Below are 25,996 nucleotides of genomic sequence, written 5' to 3' on the forward strand. Positions count from 1 at the left end.
TTGGGCCGGGGTAATCTGAACAGGTTTTGTAACTTGTTGATTCGTTTGATTTTTAATTTCTTTTATTGGTTGGAACACTATTTGGAATACCGATTGGCATCTATAATGCCTTGAGGCGTGATCGGAACGTCCGACGAGATACCCCTTGATCCGAGGGCGTTCGATGCAGATACGGACTTAAACATCCGCATGTCGTCAGTGCAAATACGGCTAAAAAATTCCATCCCGTTCTCGCCATTCGGGTCTTACGTTAGCCCATGTGTAGGCGGCGTTATTGGTTGGCTGCGGCCTTTTTGTGCAGGGGCGCGTGAAGACACCTATTCCTGCCCCCCCCATTTATCACCCCATTGCGCCAATGCGTTCATCCGTTCAGCTCGTGCCTGGTTTCTTCGATGTCTGCGCTCATGCAGTCGAGCTCCCATTGGGCTGTGATTTTTGAATACGTGGCAGTTTGCCGGCTAGTAATACGTGATATTACTTTCTGACTCCATGATAATCCCCTCAGCTCGCATAAAGGGATTCCTCCAAATGGAACTGATCGACAACATCAACATCCTGCTTGGTGAAAACCTGAAAGGTACGCTCAGGCCGGGCTCGAAGCTGAAGATTGCCGCCTCGTGCTTTTCGATCTATGCCTACGTCGCGCTGAAAAAAGAGCTGGAGAGTATCGACTCCCTGGAGTTCATTTTTACCTCGCCGACCTTTGTGCCCAACGAGGTGAGCGATAAACTCAAGAAGGAACAGCGCGAGTTTCATATTCCCAAGGCTGAGCGTGAGCGCAGCACGACCGGCAGCGAGTTTGAAATCCAGCTGAAGAACCAGCTCACCCAGAAGGCGATAGCCAGGGAATGTGCTGACTGGATTCAACGCAAGGCGAAGTTTCGCTCCAATCGAGGCCAGGCGCCTATGCAGCCCTTCGCGGGCGTGCAAGATAAAGTTGGCGACAGCGTCTACATGCCTTTGCAAGGCTTCACGGCCGTGGATCTGGGTTACCAGCAGGGTAACGCCGTATCGAACTTTGTCACCAAAATAGATGAGCCAAGCGTTACCGCGACTTTTCTCAATCTGTTTGATCAGATCTGGAGCGACCCAAGCAAGCTGGAAGACGTGACCTCACGGCTGTGTGAGCACATCGCCTCCGTTTACCAGGAGAACGCCCCTGAGCGCATTTACTTCTTGATGCTCTACAACATTTTCCACGAGTTTCTGGAAGACATTAATGAAGACGTGCTGCCCAACGACCGTACCGGCTATCAAGACAGCCTGATCTGGCAGAAGCTGTTCAACTTCCAGCGTGACGCCGCCACCGGCCTGATCAACAAACTGGAGACCTACAGCGGCTGCATTCTTGCCGACAGTGTTGGCCTGGGTAAAACCTTCACTGCGCTGGCAGTGATTAAGTATTACGAGTTGCGTAACAAGTCGGTGCTGGTGCTCTGCCCGAAGAAGCTGGCTGACAACTGGCTGAACTACAATCGGAACCTCAAGACCAACATCTTTGCCAAGGATCGCTTTAACTACGACGTGCTTTGCCACACTGACCTGACCCGCACCCGTGGCGAGTCGTTGGGCATTCCGCTGGATCGCGTCAACTGGGGCAACTACGACTTGGTGGTGATCGATGAGTCGCACAACTTCCGCAACAACGATATCTATAAAGACAAAGAGACCCGTTACCAGCGGCTGATGAATCAGGTCATTCGTCAAGGCGTGAAGACCAAGGTGCTGATGCTCTCGGCCACTCCGGTCAACAACCGTTTCGGCGACTTGCGCAACCAGTTGGCTTTGGCCTACGAGGGCGACAGCGACAACCTCAGCAAGAAGCTGCGCACTGAAAAGGACATCGACGGTATCTTCCGTCGCGCCCAGGCAGCATTCAATGTATGGACTGGTCTGCCACCGGAAAAACGTACTGCAGCGGCGATTCTTAATAACCTTGATTTCGACTTCTTCGAACTGCTCGACAGCGTCACCATTGCCCGCTCGCGCCGGCATATCGAGACCTTCTACAACACCGTCGACATTGGCAGCTTCCCTGAGCGCCGCAAGCCACTCTCGTTTCATTGCCCGTTGACTCCGCGTGGTGACGTCATCGGCTTCAACGAGATCTTCAACCAGCTGTCGCTGCTTAAGCTCGCCGTGTACGCGCCGGTTAGCTACATCCTGCCCAGCAGGTTGAAAAAGTACGAAGAGATGTACGACACCGAAGTGGAGGGAGGTAAAGGTAAGCTCAAACAGGTCGACCGCGAGAGAAGCCTGCAAGCGTTGATGACCACGAACCTGCTAAAGCGCCTGGAAAGCTCGGTCGAGTCTTTCCGCCTGACCCTGAAAAATCTGCAAAACACGCATCGGAGCGCGCTGGATAAAATCGCCACTTTTAAGAAAACCGGTCTTGCCAGTGACTTTGCCGACGTTACCGCTGCCTTTGAAAATGCCGATTTTGACGACGACAACTTACCATTGTCCGGCGACATTACTATCGGTAAGAAGATTCAGATCAGTTTGGAAGACATGGACGTGACGTCCTGGGAGCAAGACCTGCAAGGCGACCTGATCTTCATTGAAGAGTTGCTGGTTGAAATGGCCAAGGTCACACCAGCCGACGACGCCAAACTGCAGCACCTGAAAACCCAGATCACCAGCAAGCTGGCATCGCCGATCAATCCTGGCAATCGCAAGGTGCTAATTTTTACCGCCTTTGCCGATACCGCCAATTACCTGTACGACAACCTGGCTGAGTACCTGCTGAGCACTCATAAGGTGCATTCCGGTAAGGTCACCGGCAGCGATGCGCCCAAGTCCACCCTCGGCACTATGCTAGGTAGTCGCCAGACTTACGACTTCCAAGGTTTGCTGACGCTGTTCTCGCCGCGCTCGAAAGAAAAAGCGCTGATTTACCCGGAGGAGTCGTGTGAAATCGACATCCTCATCGGCACCGACTGCATTTCCGAAGGCCAGAACCTGCAGGACTGCGACTACTTGATCAACTACGACATTCACTGGAACCCTGTGCGCATCATCCAGCGCTTCGGCCGGGTGGATCGTATCGGCTCGCAGAACGCCAGCATCCAGTTGGTCAACTACTGGCCAGACATCAGCCTCGACGAGTACATAAACCTCAAAGAGCGAGTTGAAAACCGCATGATGATCGCTGACGTTACCGCCACTGGCGACGACAATGTGCTCAGCGCCCAGGCCAACGACGTGGCGTACCGCAAAGAGCAACTCCGACGTTTGCAGGACGAAGTGATCGAGATGGAAGACATCAAGACCGGCGTCTCAATCACCGACCTGGGCCTCAATGATTTCCGCATGGATTTGCTCAGCTACATCAAAGCTAATGGTGACCTCGGCAGCATCCCCAATGGCTTGCATGCCGTGGTGCTGGCACGGCAGGAGCTTGGCCTGGTGCCCGGAGTAATCTTCACCTTGCGCAATCGTAAGCACGGCTCCAGCCTCAATCAACAGAACCGCCTGCATCCCTTCTACTTGATCTATATCAGTCTGGAAGGGCAGATCATCAGCGATCAGACAGAAGCCAAGCGGCTGTTGGACCTGGCTCGCAGCGCCTGTAAGGGCTACAGCCAGCCGATCAGTGATGCCTACCAGCGGTTCAATCAGTCCACCCAGGACGGGCGTAATATGAGCGCCTACTCCAACCTACTCGACCAAGCAATTCGCTCTATGATCGATGCGAAGGAAGAGAAAGACATCGACAGCCTGTTCAGCGGCGGTAAGACCACCGCGCTAGTCGACACCATCTCTGGGCTGGATGATTTCGAGTTGATTACTTTCATCGTCATTCAGGGGGTGGCATGAGCCAGGCCGCAGTCACTCCGACAGCTACGCCAGCGCTATTTAGTTTTCCGCCACAGGCCAAGGTTGGCCGCGTGGTGGCGAAGAAAAAAATCTACGAGCGGGGTTCTGTCGGCTCGAAGCTGCGCGATAAATTTGTTGCCCAGGTCGAGCAAATTACCTGGGCTTACAAGCTGGCCCCGGAAACCATTAACTTGCCGGCGCGGGGCAGTGTCGTAGAAATTCAGATCTTCGACATCGCGCTGAAAACCGCTGAACTGGATGAGGATATACTGCGAGCCATCGACCGCGTTATCCCACTGCCGATCATCTTTCAGTTGCACCATGAGCAGCGCACCTGCATGGTGGCGACCTTTAAACGCCCGAGCGAAGCCGATGCTAGCAAGTGGGTCATCGATGGGTACTTCGCAGGCAACTGGTTGTCAGTCGACAGCCCGCGCGAGCCTATGCCAGTGGCGCTGGATTTGCAGGGGCTTTACGGACAACTGCTACGCTGGCTGCTGCCGAACCAAGCTAGACCGGACGAAAGCCTGCATGAGCAATTGGTACGGCTGGACCGCTTGCGTAGCTTGTACAGTGATTGTGCCAAGCTGGATGCTCGCTTACACAAAGAAAAACAGTTCAACCGCAAGGTGGTGCTAAACGCCCAACTTCGGGAAGTACAGAATGAAATCGCTGAGCTGAGTGCTTAAATCTCAGTTAGCGCCAAGTAGTTAAGAGATACAGGAAGTCCAATGGACAAGCTGAAAATGCACTCCCCCGACCTGATTGAAGCCAATATCGCCAAGCTGGCTGAGCTGTTTCCGAGCTGTGTTACTGAAAAAACTGACGAAAACAGCCTCCAGAAAAAAGTAGCTATCGACTTTGATTTGCTTCGGCAAGAATTGTCATCAATTATAGTTGATGGGCCGCAGGAGCGCTATCAACTGAATTGGCCTGGGAAAAGGGAGGCCTTGTTGGCTGCCAATGCCCCTATTGCCAAAACACTCCGTCCGTATCGGAACGAAAGTGTGGACTTCGACACCACGAAGAATCTGTTTATTGAAGGCGACAATTTAGAAGTATTGAAGTTATTGCAAGAAGCCTATCTTGGGCAGATTAAACTAATTTATATTGATCCCCCCTACAATACAGGTCGTGACTTTATCTATGATGACGACTTTAGTGGCGATGCTGAAACCTATTTAACCCAATCCGGTCAGCGTGATGAGCAAGGTGCCCGGTTAGTGGCAAATACCGAAGCAAATGGACGGTTTCACTCAGATTGGCTGAGCATGATCTACGCGCGCTTGCGACTAGCTCGTAACTTGCTTAAAGACGATGGTGTGATCTTTATCTCAATCGACGACTACGAAGTAGATAATCTTCGCAAAATTTGCAGCGAGATTTTTGGTGAGGAGAATTTTGTAGCTCAGATAATCTGGCAAAAGGTATTTTCCCCCAAGAATAGTGCTCGCTGGTTTTCGGAAGACCATGATTATGTTCTTGTATATGCAAAGTCTGCAGAAAGCTGGACTCCTAGACTGCTTCCTCAAACAGCTGAAATGCTCGCGCGTTACAAGAATCCTGACAGCGACTCCAGAGGTCCATGGGTGTCTGGTGATTTGCAGGCTCGAAATTACTACTCGGCTGGTACTTACTCGATAATTTGCCCATCAGGGCGAACTATTGAAGGACCGGGAAAGGGAATGTACTGGCGTGTGAGCAGAGAGAATTTTGAGAAGCTCAATGAGGATAATAGAATTTGGTGGGGGGCAGACGGAGACAATATGCCGCGTCTGAAACGATTCCTCTCTGAGGTCAAACAGGGGCGAACACCTCAAACCTTATGGCCTTATAAAGAAGTCGGCCACACGCAAGATGCAAAAAAAACACTGTTAAAATACGTTCACTTCGAGCATACAGAAAATGTACTGAACTCGGTCAAACCTATTGAGCTGCTCCAGCGGGTGCTTCAACTAGCAGGGAGTCCAAGCGATGGAGACATCGTGCTGGATTTTTTCAGTGGCAGTGCTTCCACCGCTCACGCTGTACTGAAACAGAATGCTGAAGATGGTGGGAATCGTCGTTTTATCGGAGTGCAAATTCACGAACCACTGCCAGCACCAGAGCCGAAAATGAGTTCGATTTTCGAGATGGGGCTACAGCGCGTGCGTAATGTCGCTGCTGAGTTGCGTGAGCAGCCGGGTAACGAGTCCTGGGATTTAGGCTTCCGCGTCTTGAAAGTAGATACCTCCAACATGCAGGACGTTTTCTACACCCCTGATGCAGTGACCCAGGACCTACTTTCCGATCAGATTGATAATATTCGTAAAGACCGCAATCCCGAAGACTTGCTTTTTCAAGTGTTGTTGGATTGGGGCGTTGATCTGGCGTTGCCGATTAATCAGAAAAACATTGCTGGTAAGACAGTGTTCTTCGCTGACGGCAATGCACTGGCCGCCTGCTTCGATACTGGCATCGACGAAGACTTCGTCAAACAGCTCGCCGGACATAAGCCGCTACGTGTGGTGTTCCGCGACGCCGGCTTCGCCAACGACAGCGTGAAAATCAACGTCGGACAGGTATTCAAACTGCTGTCGCCAGCGACTGAAATCAAGACGCTTTAAGGGGCCGATATGGATGCTCAAGCCTTGCAGGCACTGCTGGACTCTCTGATTGAGTGCTGGGAAAACGAGGTCGTGGAGTTCAAGCGCGCCGGTAACGATTATTCGACCGACGCCATAGGCAAGTACTTCTCTGCCCTGGCCAACGAAGCCAATTTGCGTAATCAAGACCGTGCCTGGCTGGTATTCGGCGTGGATAACCACAGTCGTAAGGCCGTGGGCAGCGATTACCGGCCTAAGGCGGAGAATCTGCACAGCCTGAAAATGCAGATATCCAATGCCACCGAGCCGAGCATCACCCTGCGTAACATTCACGAACTGCTACTTACCGAAGGGCGCGTATTGCTGTTCGAGATTCCGGCTGCTCCATTGGGGATGCCGATTGCGTGGAAGGGGCATTACTACGCACGTGCCGGTGAAAGCCTAACCCATCTAGGTTTAGACAAGCTTGATGAGATTCGCCGCCAGGTGGGCGCAGCCGACTGGTCAGCGCAAGTAGTCGCTGGTGCTACGTTGGCGCATCTAGACGTTGCGGCGCTGTTTAGGGCGCGCGAGTCTTTCGCGAAAAAGTACGCTAACCGCTTTGCGGCAGATGAAGTCATGAACTGGTCAGTTGCCACTTTTCTCGACCGCGCGAAACTGACCCGCGACGGTCAGATCACCCGTACAACGCTTCTGCTGCTTGGCAAGCTTGAGTCGGCGCACTTGTTGTCGCCGCATCCTGCCCAGATGACCTGGAAGCTGGAGGGTCCAGAGCGTGCCTATGAGCACTTCGGCTTACCGTTTCTGCTCAATAGCAGCGGTCTGTACCAGAAGATTCGCAACATCCAGATTCGCATCCTGCCGGAAGACCAGTTGCTGGCTATTGAGTTGGCCAAGTACGACCAGAAAATCGTGCTGGAAGCGCTGCACAACTGCATCGCGCACCAAGACTACAATCCTAATGGCCGCATCATCGTGACGGAGTTTCCTGATCGGCTGGTGTTGGAAAATGACGGATCGTTCTTTGAGGGGCTGCCGGCGGATTACATTGCCGGCACCAAAACCCCAAGACGCTACCGTAACCCATTCTTAGCTCAAGCCATGGCCGAACTGAACATGATCGACACCATGGGTTATGGCATTTATGAGATGCACCTTGGTCAGGCCCGGCGTTTCTTCCCCATGCCTGACTACGACTTATCCGAGCCACAGGCGGTAAGGATGACCATCCATGGTCGTGTTGTAGATCCTGCCTACAGTCGGCTGCTGATCCAGAAGACTGACCTTGCCCTTGTCGACATCCTAGCGTTAGACCGCGTGCAGAAAAGACTGCCGCTGGATGCCGCGATGGTGAAGCACTTGCGCAAGGCTGGGCTTATTGAGGGCAAGCGGCCCAATCTGTACGTTTCCGCTACGGTCGCCAAAGCAACAGCCAATAAAGCGGACTACATCCGTACCCGTGGACAGGATGACGCTTTCTACAAGCAGATGATTATCGATTTGTTGACCCAGTTTGGTTCGGCTACCCGCAAGGACATCGACCAGTTGCTCAGCAACAAACTCAGCGATGCTCTGGATGATGCGCAGAAGGAAACCAAGATCGGTCGTTTGCTCACCAGCTTGCGACGTGCCGAGCGCATAAAGAATGACGGCTCGCGCAAGGCGCCGGTCTGGGTGCTTGCAGAATAAATGCAGAATAAATCGCTCTGATTTGCAGAATAAATTCACGGTAAGTAGCTGATCCTAAAGGACTCGATGCCTTGATTCTTACTTGCAATATCTTTGGGTCAGCCAGGAATTACGCATGAAACTGAAGTTTAAAGTCCAGCCCTACCAGACCCACGCGGTAGATGCCTTTGCCGACTGCTTTGCCGGCCAGCCAAAATCCTCGGGCGTGAGTTATCGCGTTGACCCTGGCGCTCAGCCCGTTGCGCCGGTGGCTCCGCAGCAGATCGACCTGCTCGGTGCCAAGACGCCCGAGCCGCCTGCAGCTGGCTTCAAGAATGCCGAGCTAGCTTTGAGCGCGGCGCAGTTGCTGGGAAACATTCAAAGCGTGCAACGCCGTCAGAACCTGCCGTTATCGGCGGCGCTGGCTAGCGACAAATATACGGGTTGCACCATCAACCTCGATGTTGAGATGGAGACGGGCACTGGTAAGACCTATTGCTACATCAAGAGCATGTTCGAGCTGAACAGACGCTTTGGCTGGAGCAAGTTTATCGTTGTGGTGCCGAGCATTGCCATTCGCGAGGGCGTCTACAAGTCACTGCAGATCACTGCTGAGCACTTTCTGGAGGGCTACGGCAAGAAGGCGCGCTTCTTCATTTACAACTCCAAGCAATTGCACAACTTGGCGAGCTTTTCTTCGGATGCCGGCATTAACGTCATGGTTATCAACGTGCAGGCGTTCGCCGCCCGTGGTGCCGATCAGCGCCGTATCTACGACGAGCTGGATGACTTTCAGTCGCGCCGTCCTATCGACGTGATCAAGGCTAACCGACCGATTCTCTTTCTCGATGAACCGCAGAAGATGGAGGGGGCCAAGACGCTGGCGTCCTTTAGCGAGTTCAATCCGCTGATGATTGTGCGCTACTCGGCTACGCACAAAACCGAGTACAACAAAATCCATCGCCTCGACGCGCTGGACGCTTACAACCAGAAACTGGTGAAAAAGATCAGCGTGCGAGGTATCACGGTCAAAGGCCTGACCGGCACCAATGCTTATCTATTTTTACAGGATATCGAAATCTCGACCAAATCGCCCGTGGCGCGGGTCGAGATGGAGATCAAGCAGAGCAGTGGTATCAAGCGGGCGATGCGCAAGCTCGGCCGCAACGACAATTTGTACGACCTGTCCGGTGGGCTGGATCAGTACAAAGACTACGTGGTTGCCGACATCGACGCCCGTATCGACACGCTTAGCTTTACCAACGGTGTGGAGCTGGTTGCCGGGGAGGCCGTGGGCAACGTGGATGAGGCCGCCATGCGCCGCATCCAAATCCGCGAGGCGGTAAAGGCGCACTTTCAAAAAGAAATGATGCTGTTCAGCAAGGGCATCAAGGTACTGTCGCTGTTCTTCATCGACGAGGTGGCCAAATACCGCCAGTACGACGCAACCGGCGAGCTGCCCGGCGAATACGCGCAGATCTTCGAGGAGGAGTACAACGCCTACCTCACTGACGTGATAACACTGGAAGACACACCCTACAATCGCTACCTCAAGGGCATTCAGGCACGCCAGACTCACAATGGCTATTTCTCTATCGATAAGAAGAGCAAGCGCCTAGTCGATCCCACCGTCGGTAAAAAAACCACCGAGACCGACGACGTGGATGCCTACGACCTGATCCTCAAGGATAAAGAGCGTTTGCTGTCATTCGACGAGCCGGTGCGATTTATCTTCTCGCACTCGGCTTTGCGCGAAGGCTGGGATAACCCCAACGTCTTCGTTATTTGCACCTTAAAGCACAGCGATAACAGCATCTCCCGGCGCCAAGAGGTGGGGCGTGGCATGCGCCTGGCCGTCAACCAACTCGGTGACCGTATGGATGACCCTGCCACTGTGCACCAAATCAACGAGCTGACGGTGGTAGCCAGCGAAAGCTACAAAGATTTTGTTGGCGCACTGCAGAGGGACATCAGCGACTCGTTGTCGGCCCGGCCGCGTGAGGCCAACGAGAGTTACTTCAAAGATAAGATTTTACAAACCCCAACTGGCGACGTTGAGGTCTCTGCGCAACTGGCCAAGCAGATTTACAAATACCTGCTGAAAAACGACTACACCGACGACAACGATCAGATCACCTTGACCTACCACGAGGCCAAAAGACAAGAACAACTGGCAGAGCTGCCGGTTGAGCTACAGCCCTATGCCGCCCAGGTGTTCCAGTTGATCGATAGCGTATTCAGTGCGGCGCAAACGCCGGAGATTGGCGATGACCGCAAGGCCAAGATCAACCCCCTGAACTCGAACTTCGAGAAGAAGGAGTTTCAGGCGCTGTGGAACAAGATCAACCGTAAGGCTGCTTACACCGTTCACTTTGAAACCGATGAGCTGGTGGGCAAGTGCGTGGCGGCCCTGAATACTGAGTTGCGGGTTAAACCGATGCAGTACATTATTGAGCGCGGCAGCCAGCTGGAGAACGCCAGCTTCGACGATATGAAGAGCGGCACGGCCTTTAAGATCGCCGAAAGCGCGACCGAAAAGTACAACCACTCCGTTCATTCGGCGGTGAAATACGATCTGATCGGCAATCTAGCCGAGGATACCCAGCTAACACGCAGCACCATTGCCAGCATCCTAAAAGACATCAATGTTGCGGTGTTCAGCCAGTACAAAACCAACCCGGAAGACTTCATCGCCAAGGCCGCTACGCTGATCAATGAGCAGAAGGCTACGGCCATTGTCGAGCACATCGCCTACGATCCGGTAGATGAAATCCATAGCTCGGACATCTTCACTGTAGAAAAGCCCCGGGAGGATTTTAGCAAGGCCTTCGAAGCCAGGCACCATGTCTACGACTATGTGTTCACCGATTCCAGCATCGAGCGAAAATTTGTCGAAGAACTGGACGTCAGCACTGAAGTGGTGGTGTACGCCAAACTTCCGAAGAGTTTCTTCATCCCCACTCCGGTGGGCAACTACAACCCCGACTGGGCAATCGCCTTCCAAGAGGACAAGGTGAGACATGTTTACTTTGTCGCTGAGACGAAGGGCTCTATGTCCTCACTTGAGCTTCGCGACATTGAAAAGTCAAAAATTGCCTGTGCCCGCAAGTTCTTCGCCAAAATCACCTCGGGTCAAGTGAAGTACCAAGTGGTGGATAGCTATGGCAAATTGATGGAGTTGGTGAAGTAGGAGGTGATTTTGGCCTTTGTGAAAACCGGTGCGTTGAGCGACAACGCATCATGGGGGGCGCGATCCTAGATGTAGCGTTCATTACGATCCAAGGGAACTGGTTATGCCTCAAATTACTAACTGTATTGTCCATAAGCTGATTAAAGAAGCCCACTACCGAGAGGCTTACCTCGAACTTCGCCCCACGGAACTGCCGGTTAACCCCTCAGTGCAAAGGCTTATAGACCACCTGCACAAGCTTTATTCGGAGCGCGCCGGGAAAGGCTATGGACGTTTCGAGGCGAACGAAGACGAATACCCCGTGCAGCGATTTATTCGTCAGCACATCGTTGAAAGGGAAAGTAACTTCCTAGTTCTGTCCAATAGGCTAATGACACATCTCCAATCCCGAGCCAGTGTCGAGCAGTTGGCTACGGGGGGCTTTGTCTTAATCGCCAAGATCGGCAATGAAGGCACAGAGTACCTGCTCGTCGCTATCGTGACAGAGGTAGTAGGCACGGCAATTACTGAAGGTCTGGAGGTTATCGACAGTGTTCACCTAGACATGAGCCAGCTGCGCGTGGCGGGTCGAGTAGATTTGACGGCATGGCAGGGAGGTGCAGAGCGATATATCAGCTTTCTGAAAGGTCGAGGCGATATCGCGAATTACTTCAAGCTTTTTCTAGGGTGCAACGATCTGATCCTAGCCTTGGAGGAAAGTAAGAAACTGGTAATTGGGCTGGAACAATTTGCCTCCGAACAAGAGCTGGAGCCAGCACGGCGCGATGAGTTTCTAGAGCAGGCACACCAATACCTTACTGGTTTGGGCAAAGACACCCCGGTAAGCTTGGAGGCGCTCTCCAATCATTTGTGGCCTGAAGCCCCTGAAACGCTTCAAACCAAGCTCGCAAGCGAAGAGCTTGCTCTGTCGGATGGCTTTGTTCCAGATCGCCGAGCTATCAAAGGTCTCGTCAAGTTCGAGGGCAAATCGGACTATTGGAAGCTGACATTTGACCGAAGAGCAGTGCGTTCAGGTCATCTACGCTACAATCGAGATACTGACTCCATTGTGCTGACCCACATTCCACCCCTGCTACGCCAGGAACTGATCGAAGAAATCGACGAATGAGCCAGGAAAGCTTCAATCGGCTGGTAGCACTGTATCGCGCTATAACCTTCGTTCCAGGTACCCGCGAAGGTAGCCTCACTATAGCGGACACAAATCAGCTAAATGAGTTACAAAATTTGCTGACCGAACCTCGCCAGTACGGGATCTCATTACTTGATGAAAGGCTACCGGCGTCGCTCAATGTTGGCGAAACCATCCGATTGCATGCAGACGATCCACGTATTGGTGTCGGTCTTCTCGCAGAGCGATTCGAGGATGTACTCGCATTTCCATCCAGTCGTATCAAAGAGCCACGTTTCTACCTGCTGCCCCTGGCGTGGGCATGTACCGACAATACCCCACCTGAACAAATTCAGCGATATCGCCATGTTCTGTGCTTTATAAAGCTTCTGGAAGAAAGCGCAGCCTATCTCGACAAGGAAAATCAAGATTTGGTTTACATTGATGACGGTAAGTTCACAGTGCCGCTTCAGTACTCCGTGCAGGACCTCGCCGAGGTTGATATCGCAAGTTTGGAAGCCTTGATCGCTCGCTGCAATCAGGATACCCATCGTGAGCAGAAGCTCACTATAATGGCCAAGGCCGTGCAAAAACTCTGTGATGCAAACAGCGCACAAGAACGATTCTCAGCCTTGCTCAAGCGGTTACCCGAGCTACTTAAGCAGTTCGATGAGGGATATCGGCTGTTTGTGGCGGATTTTTCCTATGAAAAAGTCCTAGACCAAATGGAGACTGCTAAGCTCGAAGAACTCGCGAAAATCCACAAAACATTTGCAGATGTCCAAAATCAAATATTAGGCATACCTGTAGCGACCATCATCGTAGCTACGCAGCTGAAAGAGACATCTACCGTCGATGCGATCTTCTGGGTGAACTCTGCGATTTTGGTTGGCGTCTGGGTTTTCGTGGTACTAACTTGGCTCGTTATGCGAAACCAACTTCATACGCTGGATGCGCTAGATGATGAGATAAAGCGAAAAAAAGAAAAAATCGAAAAAGATTATGCTCCCGTTAAAGATGTCGTCAGTGGGATTTTTCCTAAGCTTGAAGCTAGGCTAGAAACTCAGCGCTGGGCTTTTCGTGCAGTCTATGGTGTGGTGACTTTAGGGTTTGTCATGGCTCATGTAATGTATTTGGTGCTGACTCACCCTGTGGGCATTTATCTTGGCAGAGCGTGGAGGTTTTTATCGTCGTTCTGTTGAACTTGTCTTTAGTATAGCCGGTAAAAATCGATGTTTCATTTTGATAAAGTGTTTTTTCGGCATGAGCCCCTTCACCCAGGCTCATGCATTGGTGCGCAACCTGCGAAGTTGTGATTGCTAGTCCGTTTGATTTTATTAATAATTGAACGCTATTTTTTCCAGAGATGGTAGTCAGTGTTGAGGCCAGTTACGTCTTGTTTGGAATTATAGCAGAACTCCATAGTGCAATTGCTTGTGTCGGAAGCCATCGGGACATACATAGGCAACCTGGCGCGACTGACTTGATCGCTCCCTCCGTCAATCGTCAGGTCGCAGCTATCGCCTTGTGGATCGCACCAGATGTCATAAGTACCGTTAGCTGTAGGAGTTGCTTTAACCGAGGAGGTAGCGGGTGCTACCACGGCGTTGCCTGCTGGAGCTCCTCCGAATAGAGGTCCCGTACCATTTTTGTACGCCCAATCCTTGCCGTCACCGCCCGGATAGATATAAAAATCTTTGAATACCACATATTTAATATCGCGACCCGTTATCGATTTTCCTCGGTAGTTGCGATAATTATCAGCTCTTTCAGTTCATCGGGAGCGATTGCCGCCATATTTTTCTTTTCGGCTTCTCGAAGACCGAGCGGGTCCCGCTGAGTGGATTTGAGTGAATCAACCCGGAGTTGACGCCGTAGGCCACGATCTCGTTAAGACGCTGGCTTAGTCGCTTCACGGTCTCGAGACTGCCCTTGGTCTCGAGCGGTCCAAGCAATTTTATGACGGCCGGAGCCGTAATGATTGAGATCGGTATAGCACCCAAGTCGGGAAAAACATGCAGTGTCAGGGAGCGCCAGATGTCTTCAGCATAAGCAGTAGTAACAGAGTCTTTCTTGAGCTCGAACCACGCGGTGGCCACATTTTAAATGTGTGTTCCGTAGTCGCTCTTAAATTTTGCCGATCGCGCCACGCTTCTCTTTCGGATCTAACCCTTGCGCTACCTGCTCCCTGGCTTCTACTGTCCGTTTCCGAGCTTGAGCCAGGCTCACCTCTGGAAAGGTACCGAGCCCCATGTTGATCCGTTTTTTGGTTGCTGGGTGAATGTAATTAAAATTCCACAGCTTTAAGTCGTTGGCCCGCACCCTCATCTGAAGGCCGTCGCCGTCAGTGAGGATGTAGTCTTTTCCTTTGGTTTCGCTGCTTTAACTTTGACGTCTGAAAGCCGCGTGGCTTGGGCACCCATGGTGAACCCCGATGCTGCGTGTATTCCAAAAAACACCAGTCGTGTGCTTGGAATACCACGTGGAATACACGAATTGTAGGATGAGCTCAGATACCATCGGACCGCTTTGGACCTTAAATCCCTGTATTTGTTGGATTTTAGGCACAAAAAAAGACGTCCGTGGACATCTTTAGATGATGAAGTGGTGGAGCCGGGGGGATTTGAACCCCCGTCCGCCAGTACTCCGCTGTCGGTACTACATGCTTAGCCGTGTCTACTGAGTTAATCCGCAGCCGCCCGACTGGCAGGGTGCATTGGACGAGCTGTGTAAGTTTTAGTCGCTTTGCCCACAGCGTGCTACACGACGATCCTGTTCTGCGTGACGATCACTTTGGGTTTACAGGCATCCCCTGATGATCGCTGGCACCGAAGTAGCCAGAAGAGCGGCTCAGCTACCGTTAGGCAGCGAGAGCTTGGCCCTCGTAGGTTTCGTCATTGGCAACTATAGAAAGTTGCAACAGTTGATTTACGACTTCTGTTACCAAGTCGGCATGCACCTAGAGTTTCGCAACCGGCGTCGAATCCTAATCGGCCCCAGCCCCTGCGGTTAGGCAGGGGAGACGTAGTCTACGTCATTTTGCGGCGTCAGGCCAACCCCATGGTTGGCTTGGCGATCAGCCTTTGCTTTTCTGAGCATCCATCAGGATGTTCATGGCGTCGGTGGAGTGCGAGATGCAGGCTTTTTCGTCCTTGGCAGCGTGGGCGGCCATGGCGGCTTTGTACGCATCGTCGTACTGGCTCTTGGCAGGGTCGCCGAGCTGCATCGAGGTGGTCTTGGCGTCGTTCAGCTTCTGCATGTTCACTTCGCACAGGTCGTCAGCGGCGAACACAGGGGATGCGATCAGGGCGGAGGCTACGATCAGGCCGGACAGATAGGTACGCTTCATAAGAATCTCCTTACTCAAGGTGGACTCGGCGCTCCTCGGTAGGATCGGCGTCCGCAGTCAGAAATAGCCCAATTGCTTGCGGGCCTGATGAATGGACTTCGCCCTTTTGCAGGGGTTCTGTCGAAAACGTGTGCGGATGTAAATAAATTCAGTTAGCACCAAAAGAGGGCGACATCGCCCCCAGGTTGGGTGTGTTGGACGCATATCTGCCAGGAATCAGTGCACCAGCATGCCGGTGAACCAGTAGGCCTGCGCCAGGGTGATCAAGCCGATGATGGTCGCGAACAACAAGCTGTGCTTGAGCGTGAAGCGCAGCAGGTCGGACTCGCGGCCCACCAGGCCGGTGGCGGCGCAGGCGACGGCGATGGACTGCGGCGAGATCATCTTGCCGGTCACGCCGCCGCTGGAGTTGGCGGCCACCATCAGTACGTCGCTGACGCCCAGTTGGTGCGCGGTGGTGGCTTGCAGCGAGCCGAACAGGGCGTTGGACGAGGTGTCCGAGCCGGTCAGGAACACGCCCAGCCAGCCCAGGAACGGCGAGAAGAACGGGAACGCGGAGCCGGTGCCCGCCAGAATCAGCGCCATCGTCGATGACATGCCGGAGAAGTTGGTGACGAAGGCGAAGGCCAGCACCATGCCGATGGACAGGATCGGCCAGCGCAGCTCGAACAGGGTTTCACCGAAGGTCTTCAAGGCGGTCTTGATGTCGATGCGCAGCACCATCATCGAGATGATCGCGGCGAACAAAATCGCCGTGCCGGTGGCCGAGATCGGGTCGAACTTGAACACGGCGGGCATTGGCGTTGCGGTGGCGACGATGGGCGCGGTCTTGAGCACCATTTGGTCCAGGTGCGGGATGGCGAAGTTGAACACGAAGTTGTACATGGCGCCGCCCGGCGCGAACATGGCTTTGAATGGCTTTAAGGTCCAGATGGTGACCAGCACGGTCAGGATCAGGAACGGCGACCACGCCTTGAGGATCTCTCCCAGGCTGTAGGGCGTTGGTGTGGAGCCGCCCACCGCGGAGGTTTTGCCCGCAGGTCCGCCACCCATTACGGACGCACCACCGCTTACCGCTACTTGATCAGTGCTGGCGCTGCGCTTGGGCTGCCATACTTTCAGGAACAGCGTCAGGCAGACGATGCTGGTCAGCGCCGAGGTGATGTCGGGCAGTTCCGGGCCGATGAAGTTGGAGGTCAGGTACTGCACGATGGCGAAGCTCAGGCCTGCAACCAATGCTGCCGGCCAGGTCTCCCGGACGCCGCGCAGGCCATCCATGATGAACACCAGCCAGAACGGTACGATCAACGACAGCAACGGCAGTTGGCGGCCGGTCATGGCGCCGATCTTGAACGGGTCGATGCCGGTCACCTGGCCTGCGACGATGATCGGGATGCCCAATGCGCCGAAGGCCACGGGTGCGGTGTTGGCGATCAGGCACAGGCCTGCCGCGTACAGCGGGTTGAAGCCCAGGCCTACCAGCAAGGCGGCGGTGATGGCGACCGGTGCACCGAAGCCTGCAGCGCCTTCCAGGAAGGCGCCGAAGCAGAAGCCGATCAGCAATACCTGCAAGCGTTGGTCGTCAGTGATCGACAGCACCGAGCTTCGGATGATCTCGAACTGGCCGCTCTTGACCGTGAGTTTGTACAGGAACACCGCGGCGACGATGATCCAGGCAATCGGCCACAGCCCGTACATGAAGCCGTAGCCAGCGGCAGCCAGTGCCATGTCGGCCGGCATGCCGTAGGCGAAGATCGCCAGCACGATGGACAGCGCCAGGGTGATGCTGCCGGCGACGTGCCCCTTCATGCGGAATACGGCCAGCGCCAGGAAGAAGAACACGATGGGTATGACGGCTACCAGGGCGGATAGCCCGAGGCTGCCGAGCGGGTTGTAGATCTGCTGCCAGGTTTGCATAGATTGAGGCCCCTTGTTTTTTTTGGAAGGCTTGGCACTACGGCGCTGTATTGCAGGAATTGGTAATACCAATTTACAATAAGTTCCGGTCAGGTTAGGACGCAGCCGTGGGGCTGTCAATTTCCTTGTCTATGACTTTGGTCGAGTGCGGCCTGGGCAATCGTGTGTTGGAGCCACCCATGGGTATTGAGCAAGTCCGTCAGCGGCGTTTGTCCGATGGCATCGTCGAGCGTCTGGAGGCAATGATTCTCGAGGGCACGCTAAGGGCGGGCGAGCGTTTGCCGGCCGAGCGGGCGCTGGCCGAGCAGTTTGGTGTGTCGCGGCCTTCCTTGCGTGAAGCCATCCAGAAGCTGGTGGCCAAGGGCATGTTGGTCAGTCGTCAGGGTGGGGGCAACTACGTCTGCCACACGCTTGGCTCAACCTTCAGCGATCCGCTGTTGGCGTTGCTGGAAAGCAATCCGGAAAGCCAACGCGACCTGCTCGAGTTTCGCCATACCCTGGAAGCGTCGTGCGCCTTCTATGCAGCGCAGCGCGCCACCGAGATCGACCGCGATCGACTGAGGCAGGCGATGGATGTCTTGGAAGATTGTTATCGCCGAGTCGAGGACGCCACGCGGGAAGAGGAGGGCGTCGCCGATGCCAACTTCCACCTGGCGATTGCCGAAGCCAGTCACAACGCGGTGTTGCTGCACACCGTGCGCGGGCTGTTCGACATGCTCAAGCGCAACATGGTGGTGAACATCGGTGGCATGCACCGGCACAGCGGGGAAACCCGAGACAAGTTGATCGCGCAGCATCGCCAGCTGTTTCAGGCCATCGTGAGCGGTCAGGCAGAGCAGGCACGTGAATTGGCCAGCCTGCATATCACCTATGTGCAGGGCGTGCTTGACGAGGCACGGCAGACGGTGCAACGAACCGCTCGCGCACAGCGTCGCAGCAGCTTGCAGTAATCAAGCCGGTAAATGCGGCAAAGCTGGCGCTGCAAGGGGAAGGAATCAGTCTTCCTTGCCCTTGTTGCGCACGGCACGCTGCAGCTCGCGGTTGGAATCGCGCTCGCGCTCGGTATCGCGCTTGTCGTATTCCTTCTTGCCCTTGCCCAGAGCGATTTCGCACTTGATCAAGTGCTTGCTCCAGTAGATCGACAAGGCCACGCAGGCATAGCCCTTCTGCTGAACCTGGGCGAACAGCTTTTCCAGCTCGCGGCGGTTGAGCAGCAGTTTGCGGGTACGCGTGGGGTCGGCGATCACATGGGTGCTGGCCGTGGTCAGGGGGGTGAAGTGGCTACCCATCAGCCAGGCTTCGCCGTCCTTGAGCAGCACGTAGCTGTCCACCAATTGCGCCTTGCCGGCACGCAGGCTTTTTACTTCCCAACCGGCCAGGACCAAGCCAGCCTCGAAACGGTGTTCGATGAAGTAATCGTGTCGCGCTTTCTTGTTCTGCGCGATGGTCCCTGTAGGGTGTTTCTTTAATTTGGCCATAGGGCGCGCATTATAGGCAGTCGTTGCGCTCTCGGCTACGGTATTGCTATGTGCTTGAGCGCTTGCAATGAATACCGGACAATACCTGATCTTTATGGATAGCCTGCGCTTTGCCGCTGTCGACAAAGAAGCCCCGTGATTTCGTTGGCGTGCCCCCTGTCTGCTGGCATGCCTACTTTATTTTCAAGGCGCCGTTGGCGTCGTTCGGCCGGCGCGGGGTTCTCGCGTCCGCCGCCCAGCTTTGGAAGTGACGCCCGCATGACTACCCATATTCAACGCTCGGCCCTGCTGCCTTATCCTGCTCAGGCCCTGTATGACTTGGTCAACGACGTGTCCCGCTACCCCGAGTTTCTGCCTTGGTGTTCGTCCACCACCATCCTCGAAGAAACCGACACCTTGATGCGCGCCAACCTGGACATTGCCAAGGGTGGGCTGAGTCAGCATTTCGTGACTCGCAATACCTTGGTGCCTGGCAGCTCCATTGAAATGAACCTGGAAGAAGGTCCGTTCAACCAGCTGCACGGAGTGTGGGTGTTCAAGCCGCTGGGCGAGAAGGCCTGCAAGATCAGCCTGGATCTGTCCTTCGACTATGCCGGCCCGATCATTCGCGCCACCTTGGGCCCGCTGTTCAACCAGGCCGCCAACACCTTGGTGGATGCCTTCTGCCAGCGCGCCAAGCAATTGCATGGCTGAGCATCCGATCGACATCGAAGTTGCGTATGCCGCGGTCGACGAGCAGGCATTGCTCGGGCTGAAAGTGCCTGAGGGCACAACCGTCGCCCAGGCGATCGAGATGTCGGGCATTGCCCAGCGCTTCCCAGGTGTGAATTTCAGTCAGTGCCCGGTAGGCATCTTCGCCAGGCTGCTGGATTCTCCAGATGAGCACGTCCTGCAATCCGGTGACCGTATCGAACTCTACCGGCCGTTGCTCGCGGACCCGAAAGAGGTGCGACGATTGCGCGCGGCCAAGGCGGCGCAAGCGCGCAGGCCTCGTTGAGATAACTTTCCTTCGCCCATGAAAAAGCCCGGCATGACCGGGCTTTTTTCGTACCGCCTGCTTACTGCGGCGAAACGTCCAGCGGCTGGGGTGCCGGGACGGGTACGGTCTTCACGCCGTCCACGTCGCGCTGGATGTCGTCGAGCATCGAGCCAGGCTTGGGTGGCTCTTCGGCCTTCTGTGGCTCGCCCTGCTGGGGCGTAGCGGTGGTGTCGGTGTCGCTGCCCAGAATGGCCTGGTCCCTGCTGACGCCCGGCATGAAATCACCAGAGAGGCCGACCAATTGGTCGTTGCCGTTGAACATGACACTCATGCGTTCCTGCTGGCGTTCGCCGCCGCCTGGCTGCAGGCTGTACAGGTAATCCCAGCGATTGGCGTGAAACGTGTCGACCAACAGGGGGTTGCCCATGATAAACCTTACTTGCCGACGGGTCATTCCGGGCCGTAACTGGTCTATCATGTCCTGTGTGACGACATTGCCCTGCTGGATGTCGATTTTGTAAACCCCGGGGAATGAACAACCGGCGAGTGCGAGCAGTCCCACGAAGGTGAGGCTGGTTAGCAAGTGCTTGGTGTTTTGCATCGGTGGGCGACTTCCACTATCTTGGCTGGGACAACGTAAACCCCGATCATACCCGTATTAAGAGATGCTGCGAAGCCGCATCGTTGAGAAAGCTGACCATGGTTGATAATAGCGAACTGCGTAAAGCCGGCCTCAAGGTGACCCTTCCACGGGTCAAGATTCTGCAAATGCTGGAGTCGGCACAGCAACGCCACATGAGCGCCGAGGAAGTCTACAAGGCGCTGATGGAAGCGGGCGAAGATGTGGGCCTGGCCACGGTTTACCGTGTTCTGACCCAATTCGAAGCGGCGGGTCTGGTAGCACGTCATAACTTCGATGGCGGCCATGCCGTGTTCGAATTGGCAGACGGCGAGCACCACGACCACATGGTCGATGTCGACTCGGGTGATGTGATCGAGTTTACCGACCACGAGATCGAGCGCCGCCAGAAGGAAATCGTCAGCGAGCATGGTTACGAGCTGGTGGATCACAACCTGGTGCTGTACGTGCGCAAGCCAAAGTAACTTCAGGAGTGATGCAAAAAGGCGACCCTGGGGTCGCCTTTTTTGTTGGGGTGGATCAGTTGGGGCCTCTTCGCGGGCAGAGCCCGCTCCCACAGGTCAGTGCCACACCTCCTGTAGGAGGGGGCAGTGCCCCCGAAGAGGCCCCCCCAGCCACCATCACCCCTTAGCCGTCACCACCATCTTCTTCGCATGCGCCAGCGATTCCTTGGTCAGGTCAATCCCACCCAGCATCCGCGCCACCTCTTCCACGCGCTCACCTTTGCCCAGGTTCGACACTGCCGTGCGCGTCTCGTCACTGCCGCGCACCTTGTGCACGAACAAATGATGGTGCCCCTGCGCCGCCACCTGCGGTAGGTGGGTCACAGTGAGCACTTGCCCACGCTCACCCAGGCGTCGCAGCAACTGCCCGACGATCTCGGCTGTCGGCCCACCGATGCCCACGTCCACTTCGTCGAACACCAGCGTCGGAACCCGCGAGGTCTGCGCCGTGATTACCTGGATTGCCAGGCTGATCCGCGACAGCTCGCCGCCCGACGCCACCTTGGCCAAGGGTTTCATCGGCTGGCCCGGGTTGGCGCTGACCAACAGCTCGACCTGCTCCAGACCATTGGGGTGCAAGTCCTCGTGGGCATTGGCGCGCAGCTCGATGGTGAAACGCCCACCGGGCATGCCCAGGCGCTGGATTTCCACCTCCACTGCGGCGGCCAGTTGCGCGGCGGCGTGGGTGCGCAGTCCGGTCAGCTCACCGGCTTTTTCCTGGTAGTGGCGTGCATAGGCCGCCAGCTCTTCACCCAGTTGCTCGATTGACTCGTCGCTGGCGTTCAACCCTTCCAGCTCTTCGAGCAAGCGGTGTTGCAGCGCCACCACTTCGGTCGGGTGAACGCGGTGTTTGCGCGCCAGGGTATAGATGGTGTCGAGGCGCTCCTCGATATGCTGCAAGCGCGCCGGATCGGCTTCGAAGTGGTCGAGGAAGCGATTGAGTTCGCCCACGGCTTCTTCGACCTGGATCTGCGCCGTTGCCAGCATCGAGGCCGCTTCGCCCAGCGCGTTCGGAGCATTGCTGACGCCGCCCAGGCGATTAAGGCTGGCGGTCAGCGCGCTGAGCACGTTGCCCGAATCGTTTTCGCTGCAATGGTCGATGACTTGGCGGCAGATACCGAACAGGGCTTCGGCGTTGGTCAGGTTCTTGTGTTCCTGTTCCAGCTGCTCCAGCTCGTTCTCGCCCAGCCCGAGGTTCTCCAGCTCTTCCAGCTGGTAGCTGAGCAACTGGTGACGTGCGCGCTGTTCGTCACCGGAGTCCGACAGGCGTTCGAGTTCCTGGCGGGTCTGGCGCCATTTCTGCGCAGCCAGGTGCACCTGCCGGGCCAGATCGCTGGCACCGGCGTATTCATCCAGCAGGCGGCGATGGGTATCGGTCTTGAGCAGCGACTGGTGCTCGTGCTGGCTATGAATATCGATCAGCAGCTCACCCAGCGACTTGAGGTCGCCGAGCGGGCAGGGGGTGCCGTTGATATAGCCGCGCGAACCGCCCTTGGCCGTGATCACCCGGCGCAGGATGCAGGGGCCGTCGGTTTCCAGGTCGCGCTCGGCAAGCCACGTGCTGGCCTCGGGGATATCGACCAGATCGAAAGTGGCAAGGATGTCGGCCTTGTCTGCTCCGGGCCGGACCACGCCACTGTCGGCGCGGTCGCCCAGGGCCAAGCCCAGCGCGTCGAGCATGATCGATTTGCCGGCGCCGGTTTCGCCCGTGATCACGCTCATCCCGCGCTCGAGTTCGAGGTCGAGATGTTCGACGATGGCATAGTTGTGTACGGACAGGTGCACCAGCATAAGACCGCCCCCAGGCATGAATGTCTGGTTATTTATACAGTGTTTTATACAGGGCTGACAATATTGGTCCTTAGCTCGTTTTCGCCTGATGCCTGGGTTTTTTATCGCTTCATTCGAAAGCCCACACTCAGCCGCTGGTCGTCAGCCCTTGAAGCGCGAATTTGCGACCCCATATACCGGTCAGAAGCGCGAGTCGACCTCGCGGACGTTATCGAGAGGAGAGAACCAATGGCTGATGAACAGAATCTGGACGATCAGAATCTAGACGCTAATCAGGCTGCCAGCGCTGGCGCCGAAGACCTCACCGCGCGCGTGCAGTTGCTCGAAGAGCAGCTCGCCACCGCTCAGGACCAGTCGCTGCGTGTAGCGGCCGACCTGCAGAATGTTCGCCGCCGCGCCGATCAGGACGTGGAAAAGGCGCACAAGTTCGCCCTCGAGAAGTTCGCCGGCGACCTGCTGCCCGTGCTCGACAGCCTCGAGCGCGGTATCGAGCTGTCCAGCGCCGACGACGAAAGCATTCGTCCGATGCGCGAAGGCATGGAGCTGACCCTGAAGATGTTTCAGGACACCCTCAAGCGCTACAACCTGGAAGCCATCGACCCGCACGGCCAGCCATTCAACGCCGAGCATCACCAGGCCATGGCGATGCAGGAAAGCGCGGATGTCGAGCCCAACAGTGTCTTGAAGGTTTTCCAGAAGGGCTATCAGCTCAATGGACGCCTGCTGCGCCCGGCCATGGTCGTGGTCAGCAAGGCCGCCGCACCGGTTTCGCCTTCGATCGACGAGCAGGCTTGAAATCGGCCAAGTGGCCCCCATCTTAGTGTCAAGCGTTTAAGTGCTACCGCAGACAGCCACCACTGCTGCGGCAACCAAATCCAAAATTTTCGGGCCTTAGTGCCAGGAGAAGAAACATGGGCAAGATTATCGGTATCGACCTGGGGACCACCAACTCCTGCGTCTCCATTCTGGAAAACGGCAAGGCCAAGGTCATCGAGAACGCCGAAGGCGCTCGGACCACACCTTCGATCATCGCTTACGCCAACGACGGCGAAATTCTCGTCGGTCAGTCGGCCAAGCGTCAGGCCGTCACCAACCCGCATAACACGCTGTATGCAGTGAAGCGCCTGATCGGCCGCCGTTTCGCCGAAGAGGTCGTGCAGAAAGACATCCAGATGGTCCCGTACAAAATTGTCGAAGCCGACAACAAGGACGCCTGGGTCGAAGTCAACGGCCAGAAAATGGCACCGCCGCAGATTTCGGCTGAAATCTTGAAAAAGATGAAGAAGACCGCCGAAGACTACCTCGGCGAAGCAGTCACCGAAGCGGTCATCACCGTGCCGGCCTACTTCAACGACAGCCAGCGTCAGGCCACCAAGGACGCCGGTCGTATCGCCGGTCTGGACGTCAAACGCATCATCAACGAGCCGACTGCCGCTGCACTGGCATACGGCATGGACAAGGCCAAGGGCGACCACACCGTCATCGTTTATGACCTGGGTGGCGGTACCTTCGACGTGTCCGTGATCGAAATCGCCGAAGTAGACGGCGAGCACCAGTTCGAAGTGTTGGCCACCAACGGCGACACCTTCCTGGGTGGCGAAGACTTCGACATCCGCTTGATCGACTACCTCGTAGACGAATTCAAGAAAGAAAGCGGCATGAACCTCAAGGGTGACCCACTGGCGATGCAGCGCTTGAAAGAAGCCGCTGAGAAAGCCAAGATCGAGCTGTCCTCGAGCCAGTCGACCGACGTCAACCTGCCGTACATCACTGCAGACGCGACTGGTCCGAAGCACTTGAACGTGAAGATCTCCCGCGCCAAGCTGGAATCGCTGGTCGAAGACCTGGTTCAGCGCACCATCGAGCCTTGCCGCATCGCCATGAAAGACGCCGGTATCGACGTTGGCGCGATCAACGACGTGATCCTGGTCGGTGGTCAGACCCGCATGCCGCTGGTTCAGAAGCTGGTCACCGACTTCTTCGGCAAAGAAGCCCGCAAGGACGTCAACCCCGACGAAGCCGTTGCCATGGGTGCTGCCATCCAGGGCGCCGTACTGGCCGGTGACGTGAAAGACGTGCTGCTGCTCGACGTCAGCCCGCTGACCCTGGGTATCGAAACCATGGGCGGCGTGATGACCGCGCTGATCGAGAAGAACACCACGATTCCTACCAAGAAATCGCAGGTATTCTCGACTGCCGATGACAACCAGGGCGCCGTGACCATTCATGTTCTGCAGGGCGAGCGCAAGCAAGCCGCGCAGAACAAGTCGCTGGGCAAGTTCGACCTGGCCGAGATCCCGCCAGCGCCACGTGGCGTGCCGCAGATCGAAGTGACCTTCGACATCGACGCCAACGGCATCCTGCACGTCGGCGCGAAGGACAAGGCTACCGGCAAGACCCAGTCGATCGTGATCAAGGCCAACTCCGGTCTGTCCGAGGACGAGATTCAGCAGATGGTGCGTGACGCTGAAGTCAACGCCGAGGAAGACCGCAAGTTCGAAGAGCTGGCTGCTGCCCGCAACCAGGGTGATGCACTGGTGCACTCGACGCGCAAGATGGTCGCCGACGCCGGTGACAAGGTCACTGCCGACGAGAAGACTGCCATCGAAGCGGCCGTCGTGGCGCTGGAAGCTGCGGTCAAGGGCGACGACAAGGCTGCCATCGATGCCAAGGTCGAAGAGCTGTCCAAGGTCTCCGCTCCAGTGGCGCAGAAGATGTACGCCGACCAGGCCGAGAAGCCTGAAGGTGCTGCTGCCCAGCCAGCGGAAGAAGCCGGCAAGCACGACGACGTTGTCGATGCCGAGTTCGAAGAAGTCAAAGACAACAAGTAAACACTTGTTGGTCGGCCGGTTGACTGTGCTTGCACGGTGACTGGTAGGATGTCGCCGCGCGGGGGCTTGCTCCCGCGTTGGCGTGTCTGGAATACACGAATTTTAACAACATGCGACAGCGATCGGATGTTGGCGGCG

18 protein-coding genes, 1 other RNA gene and 1 pseudogene are annotated in these 25,996 nt (G+C 55.7%); 13 read left to right on the plus strand and 7 right to left on the minus strand.

Annotated elements, in window-relative coordinates:
- Positions 1 to 528 precede the first annotated feature (528 nt).
- The 7 genes from IFT80_RS19970 (at position 529) to IFT80_RS20000 (ending at position 13,572) form a co-directional block, all read left to right on the plus strand.
- Positions 529 to 3,819: a helicase-related protein gene (locus IFT80_RS19970; protein ID WP_192138165.1), complete on the plus strand. Its 3,291-nt coding sequence runs from the start codon at positions 529 to 531 to the stop codon at positions 3,817 to 3,819.
- Entirely contained in the window at positions 3,816 to 4,508 is a 693-nt protein-coding gene (locus IFT80_RS19975; RefSeq protein ID WP_192138166.1) for a DUF4391 domain-containing protein, read from the plus strand. Before IFT80_RS19970 ends, IFT80_RS19975 begins: the two co-directional genes overlap by 4 nt.
- Before the next feature lie 42 nt (positions 4,509 to 4,550).
- A complete protein-coding gene (locus tag IFT80_RS19980) occupies positions 4,551 to 6,425 on the plus strand; it encodes a site-specific DNA-methyltransferase (RefSeq protein WP_192138167.1) in 1,875 nt (624 codons plus the stop codon).
- Between the two features lie 9 nt (positions 6,426 to 6,434).
- Entirely contained in the window at positions 6,435 to 8,093 is a 1,659-nt protein-coding gene (locus tag IFT80_RS19985) for an RNA-binding domain-containing protein (RefSeq protein ID WP_192138168.1), read from the plus strand.
- Between the two features lie 115 nt (positions 8,094 to 8,208).
- The gene (locus IFT80_RS19990; protein ID WP_192138169.1) at positions 8,209 to 11,262 is read left to right on the plus strand and encodes a type III restriction-modification system endonuclease; all 3,054 of its coding nucleotides are present in this window, start codon (positions 8,209 to 8,211) and stop codon (positions 11,260 to 11,262) included.
- A gap of 103 nt (positions 11,263 to 11,365) precedes the next feature.
- Positions 11,366 to 12,370: a nucleoid-associated protein gene (locus IFT80_RS19995; protein WP_197975957.1), complete on the plus strand. Its 1,005-nt coding sequence runs from the start codon at positions 11,366 to 11,368 to the stop codon at positions 12,368 to 12,370.
- Positions 12,367 to 13,572 carry a hypothetical protein gene (locus tag IFT80_RS20000; RefSeq protein WP_192138170.1) on the plus strand — a complete coding sequence of 402 codons (1,206 nt, stop codon included), beginning with the start codon at positions 12,367 to 12,369 and terminating at the stop codon, positions 13,570 to 13,572. Before IFT80_RS19995 ends, IFT80_RS20000 begins: the two co-directional genes overlap by 4 nt.
- 553 nt (positions 13,573 to 14,125) lie before the next feature.
- Here the strand turns inward: IFT80_RS20000 and IFT80_RS20005 are convergent.
- The 4 genes and pseudogenes from IFT80_RS20005 to IFT80_RS20020 all read right to left on the minus strand — a co-directional run.
- Positions 14,126 to 14,793 (minus strand): annotated as a pseudogene (locus IFT80_RS20005) (phage integrase central domain-containing protein); the annotation flags it as partial.
- 182 nt (positions 14,794 to 14,975) lie between these two features.
- Positions 14,976 to 15,368, minus strand: a transfer-messenger RNA (tmRNA) gene (gene ssrA, locus IFT80_RS20010).
- Positions 15,369 to 15,446: 78 nt separating this feature from the next.
- Positions 15,447 to 15,719 carry a hypothetical protein gene (locus IFT80_RS20015; protein WP_122480206.1) on the minus strand — a complete coding sequence of 91 codons (273 nt, stop codon included), beginning with the start codon at positions 15,717 to 15,719 and terminating at the stop codon, positions 15,447 to 15,449.
- A 216-nt stretch (positions 15,720 to 15,935) separates the two neighbouring features.
- Complete coding sequence (locus IFT80_RS20020) at positions 15,936 to 17,636, minus strand: lactate permease LctP family transporter (protein ID WP_192138171.1); 1,701 nt, start codon at positions 17,634 to 17,636, stop codon at positions 15,936 to 15,938.
- Between the two features lie 179 nt (positions 17,637 to 17,815).
- On the opposite strand from IFT80_RS20020, the gene IFT80_RS20025 reads away from it, so the two are divergent.
- Positions 17,816 to 18,586, plus strand: coding sequence for a GntR family transcriptional regulator (locus tag IFT80_RS20025; protein WP_192138172.1), 771 nt, complete (start codon positions 17,816 to 17,818; stop codon positions 18,584 to 18,586).
- 45 nt (positions 18,587 to 18,631) lie between these two features.
- Here IFT80_RS20025 and smpB read toward each other — a convergent pair whose 3' ends face one another.
- Entirely contained in the window at positions 18,632 to 19,114 is a 483-nt protein-coding gene (smpB, locus tag IFT80_RS20030) for an SsrA-binding protein SmpB (RefSeq protein WP_043190812.1), read from the minus strand.
- A gap of 258 nt (positions 19,115 to 19,372) precedes the next feature.
- On the opposite strand from smpB, the gene IFT80_RS20035 reads away from it, so the two are divergent.
- Together IFT80_RS20035 and IFT80_RS20040 are read left to right on the plus strand one after the other, a co-directional pair.
- Positions 19,373 to 19,807 (plus strand): type II toxin-antitoxin system RatA family toxin, encoded by a 435-nt coding sequence (locus IFT80_RS20035; protein WP_122480203.1) that lies wholly within the window; start codon positions 19,373 to 19,375, stop codon positions 19,805 to 19,807.
- Positions 19,800 to 20,111, plus strand: a complete 312-nt coding sequence (locus IFT80_RS20040) for an RnfH family protein (RefSeq protein WP_192138173.1) — start codon at positions 19,800 to 19,802, stop codon at positions 20,109 to 20,111. Before IFT80_RS20035 ends, IFT80_RS20040 begins: the two co-directional genes overlap by 8 nt.
- 61 nt (positions 20,112 to 20,172) lie before the next feature.
- Here the strand turns inward: IFT80_RS20040 and IFT80_RS20045 are convergent, their stop codons facing one another.
- Positions 20,173 to 20,694, minus strand: coding sequence for an outer membrane protein assembly factor BamE (locus IFT80_RS20045; protein WP_122480201.1), 522 nt, complete (start codon positions 20,692 to 20,694; stop codon positions 20,173 to 20,175).
- Positions 20,695 to 20,792: 98 nt separating this feature from the next.
- Here IFT80_RS20045 and fur point away from each other — a divergent pair, with 98 nt between their 5' ends.
- A complete protein-coding gene (gene fur / locus IFT80_RS20050; protein ID WP_122480200.1) occupies positions 20,793 to 21,197 on the plus strand; it encodes a ferric iron uptake transcriptional regulator in 405 nt (134 codons plus the stop codon).
- A 156-nt stretch (positions 21,198 to 21,353) separates the two neighbouring features.
- Here the strand turns inward: fur and recN are convergent, their stop codons facing one another.
- Complete coding sequence (recN, locus tag IFT80_RS20055; protein WP_122480199.1) at positions 21,354 to 23,027, minus strand: DNA repair protein RecN; 1,674 nt, start codon at positions 23,025 to 23,027, stop codon at positions 21,354 to 21,356.
- 228 nt (positions 23,028 to 23,255) lie between these two features.
- Between recN and grpE the strand changes: the two genes are divergently transcribed.
- Complete coding sequence (gene grpE, locus IFT80_RS20060; protein ID WP_122480198.1) at positions 23,256 to 23,822, plus strand: nucleotide exchange factor GrpE; 567 nt, start codon at positions 23,256 to 23,258, stop codon at positions 23,820 to 23,822.
- Positions 23,823 to 23,938: 116 nt separating this feature from the next.
- Positions 23,939 to 25,858, plus strand: coding sequence for a molecular chaperone DnaK (gene dnaK / locus IFT80_RS20065; protein WP_192138174.1), 1,920 nt, complete (start codon positions 23,939 to 23,941; stop codon positions 25,856 to 25,858).
- Positions 25,859 to 25,996 lie beyond the last annotated feature (138 nt).

The sequence above is a fragment of the Pseudomonas sp. CFBP 8771 genome (assembly GCF_014841695.1).
GTDB classification, from domain to species: domain Bacteria; phylum Pseudomonadota; class Gammaproteobacteria; order Pseudomonadales; family Pseudomonadaceae; genus Aquipseudomonas; species Aquipseudomonas baltica.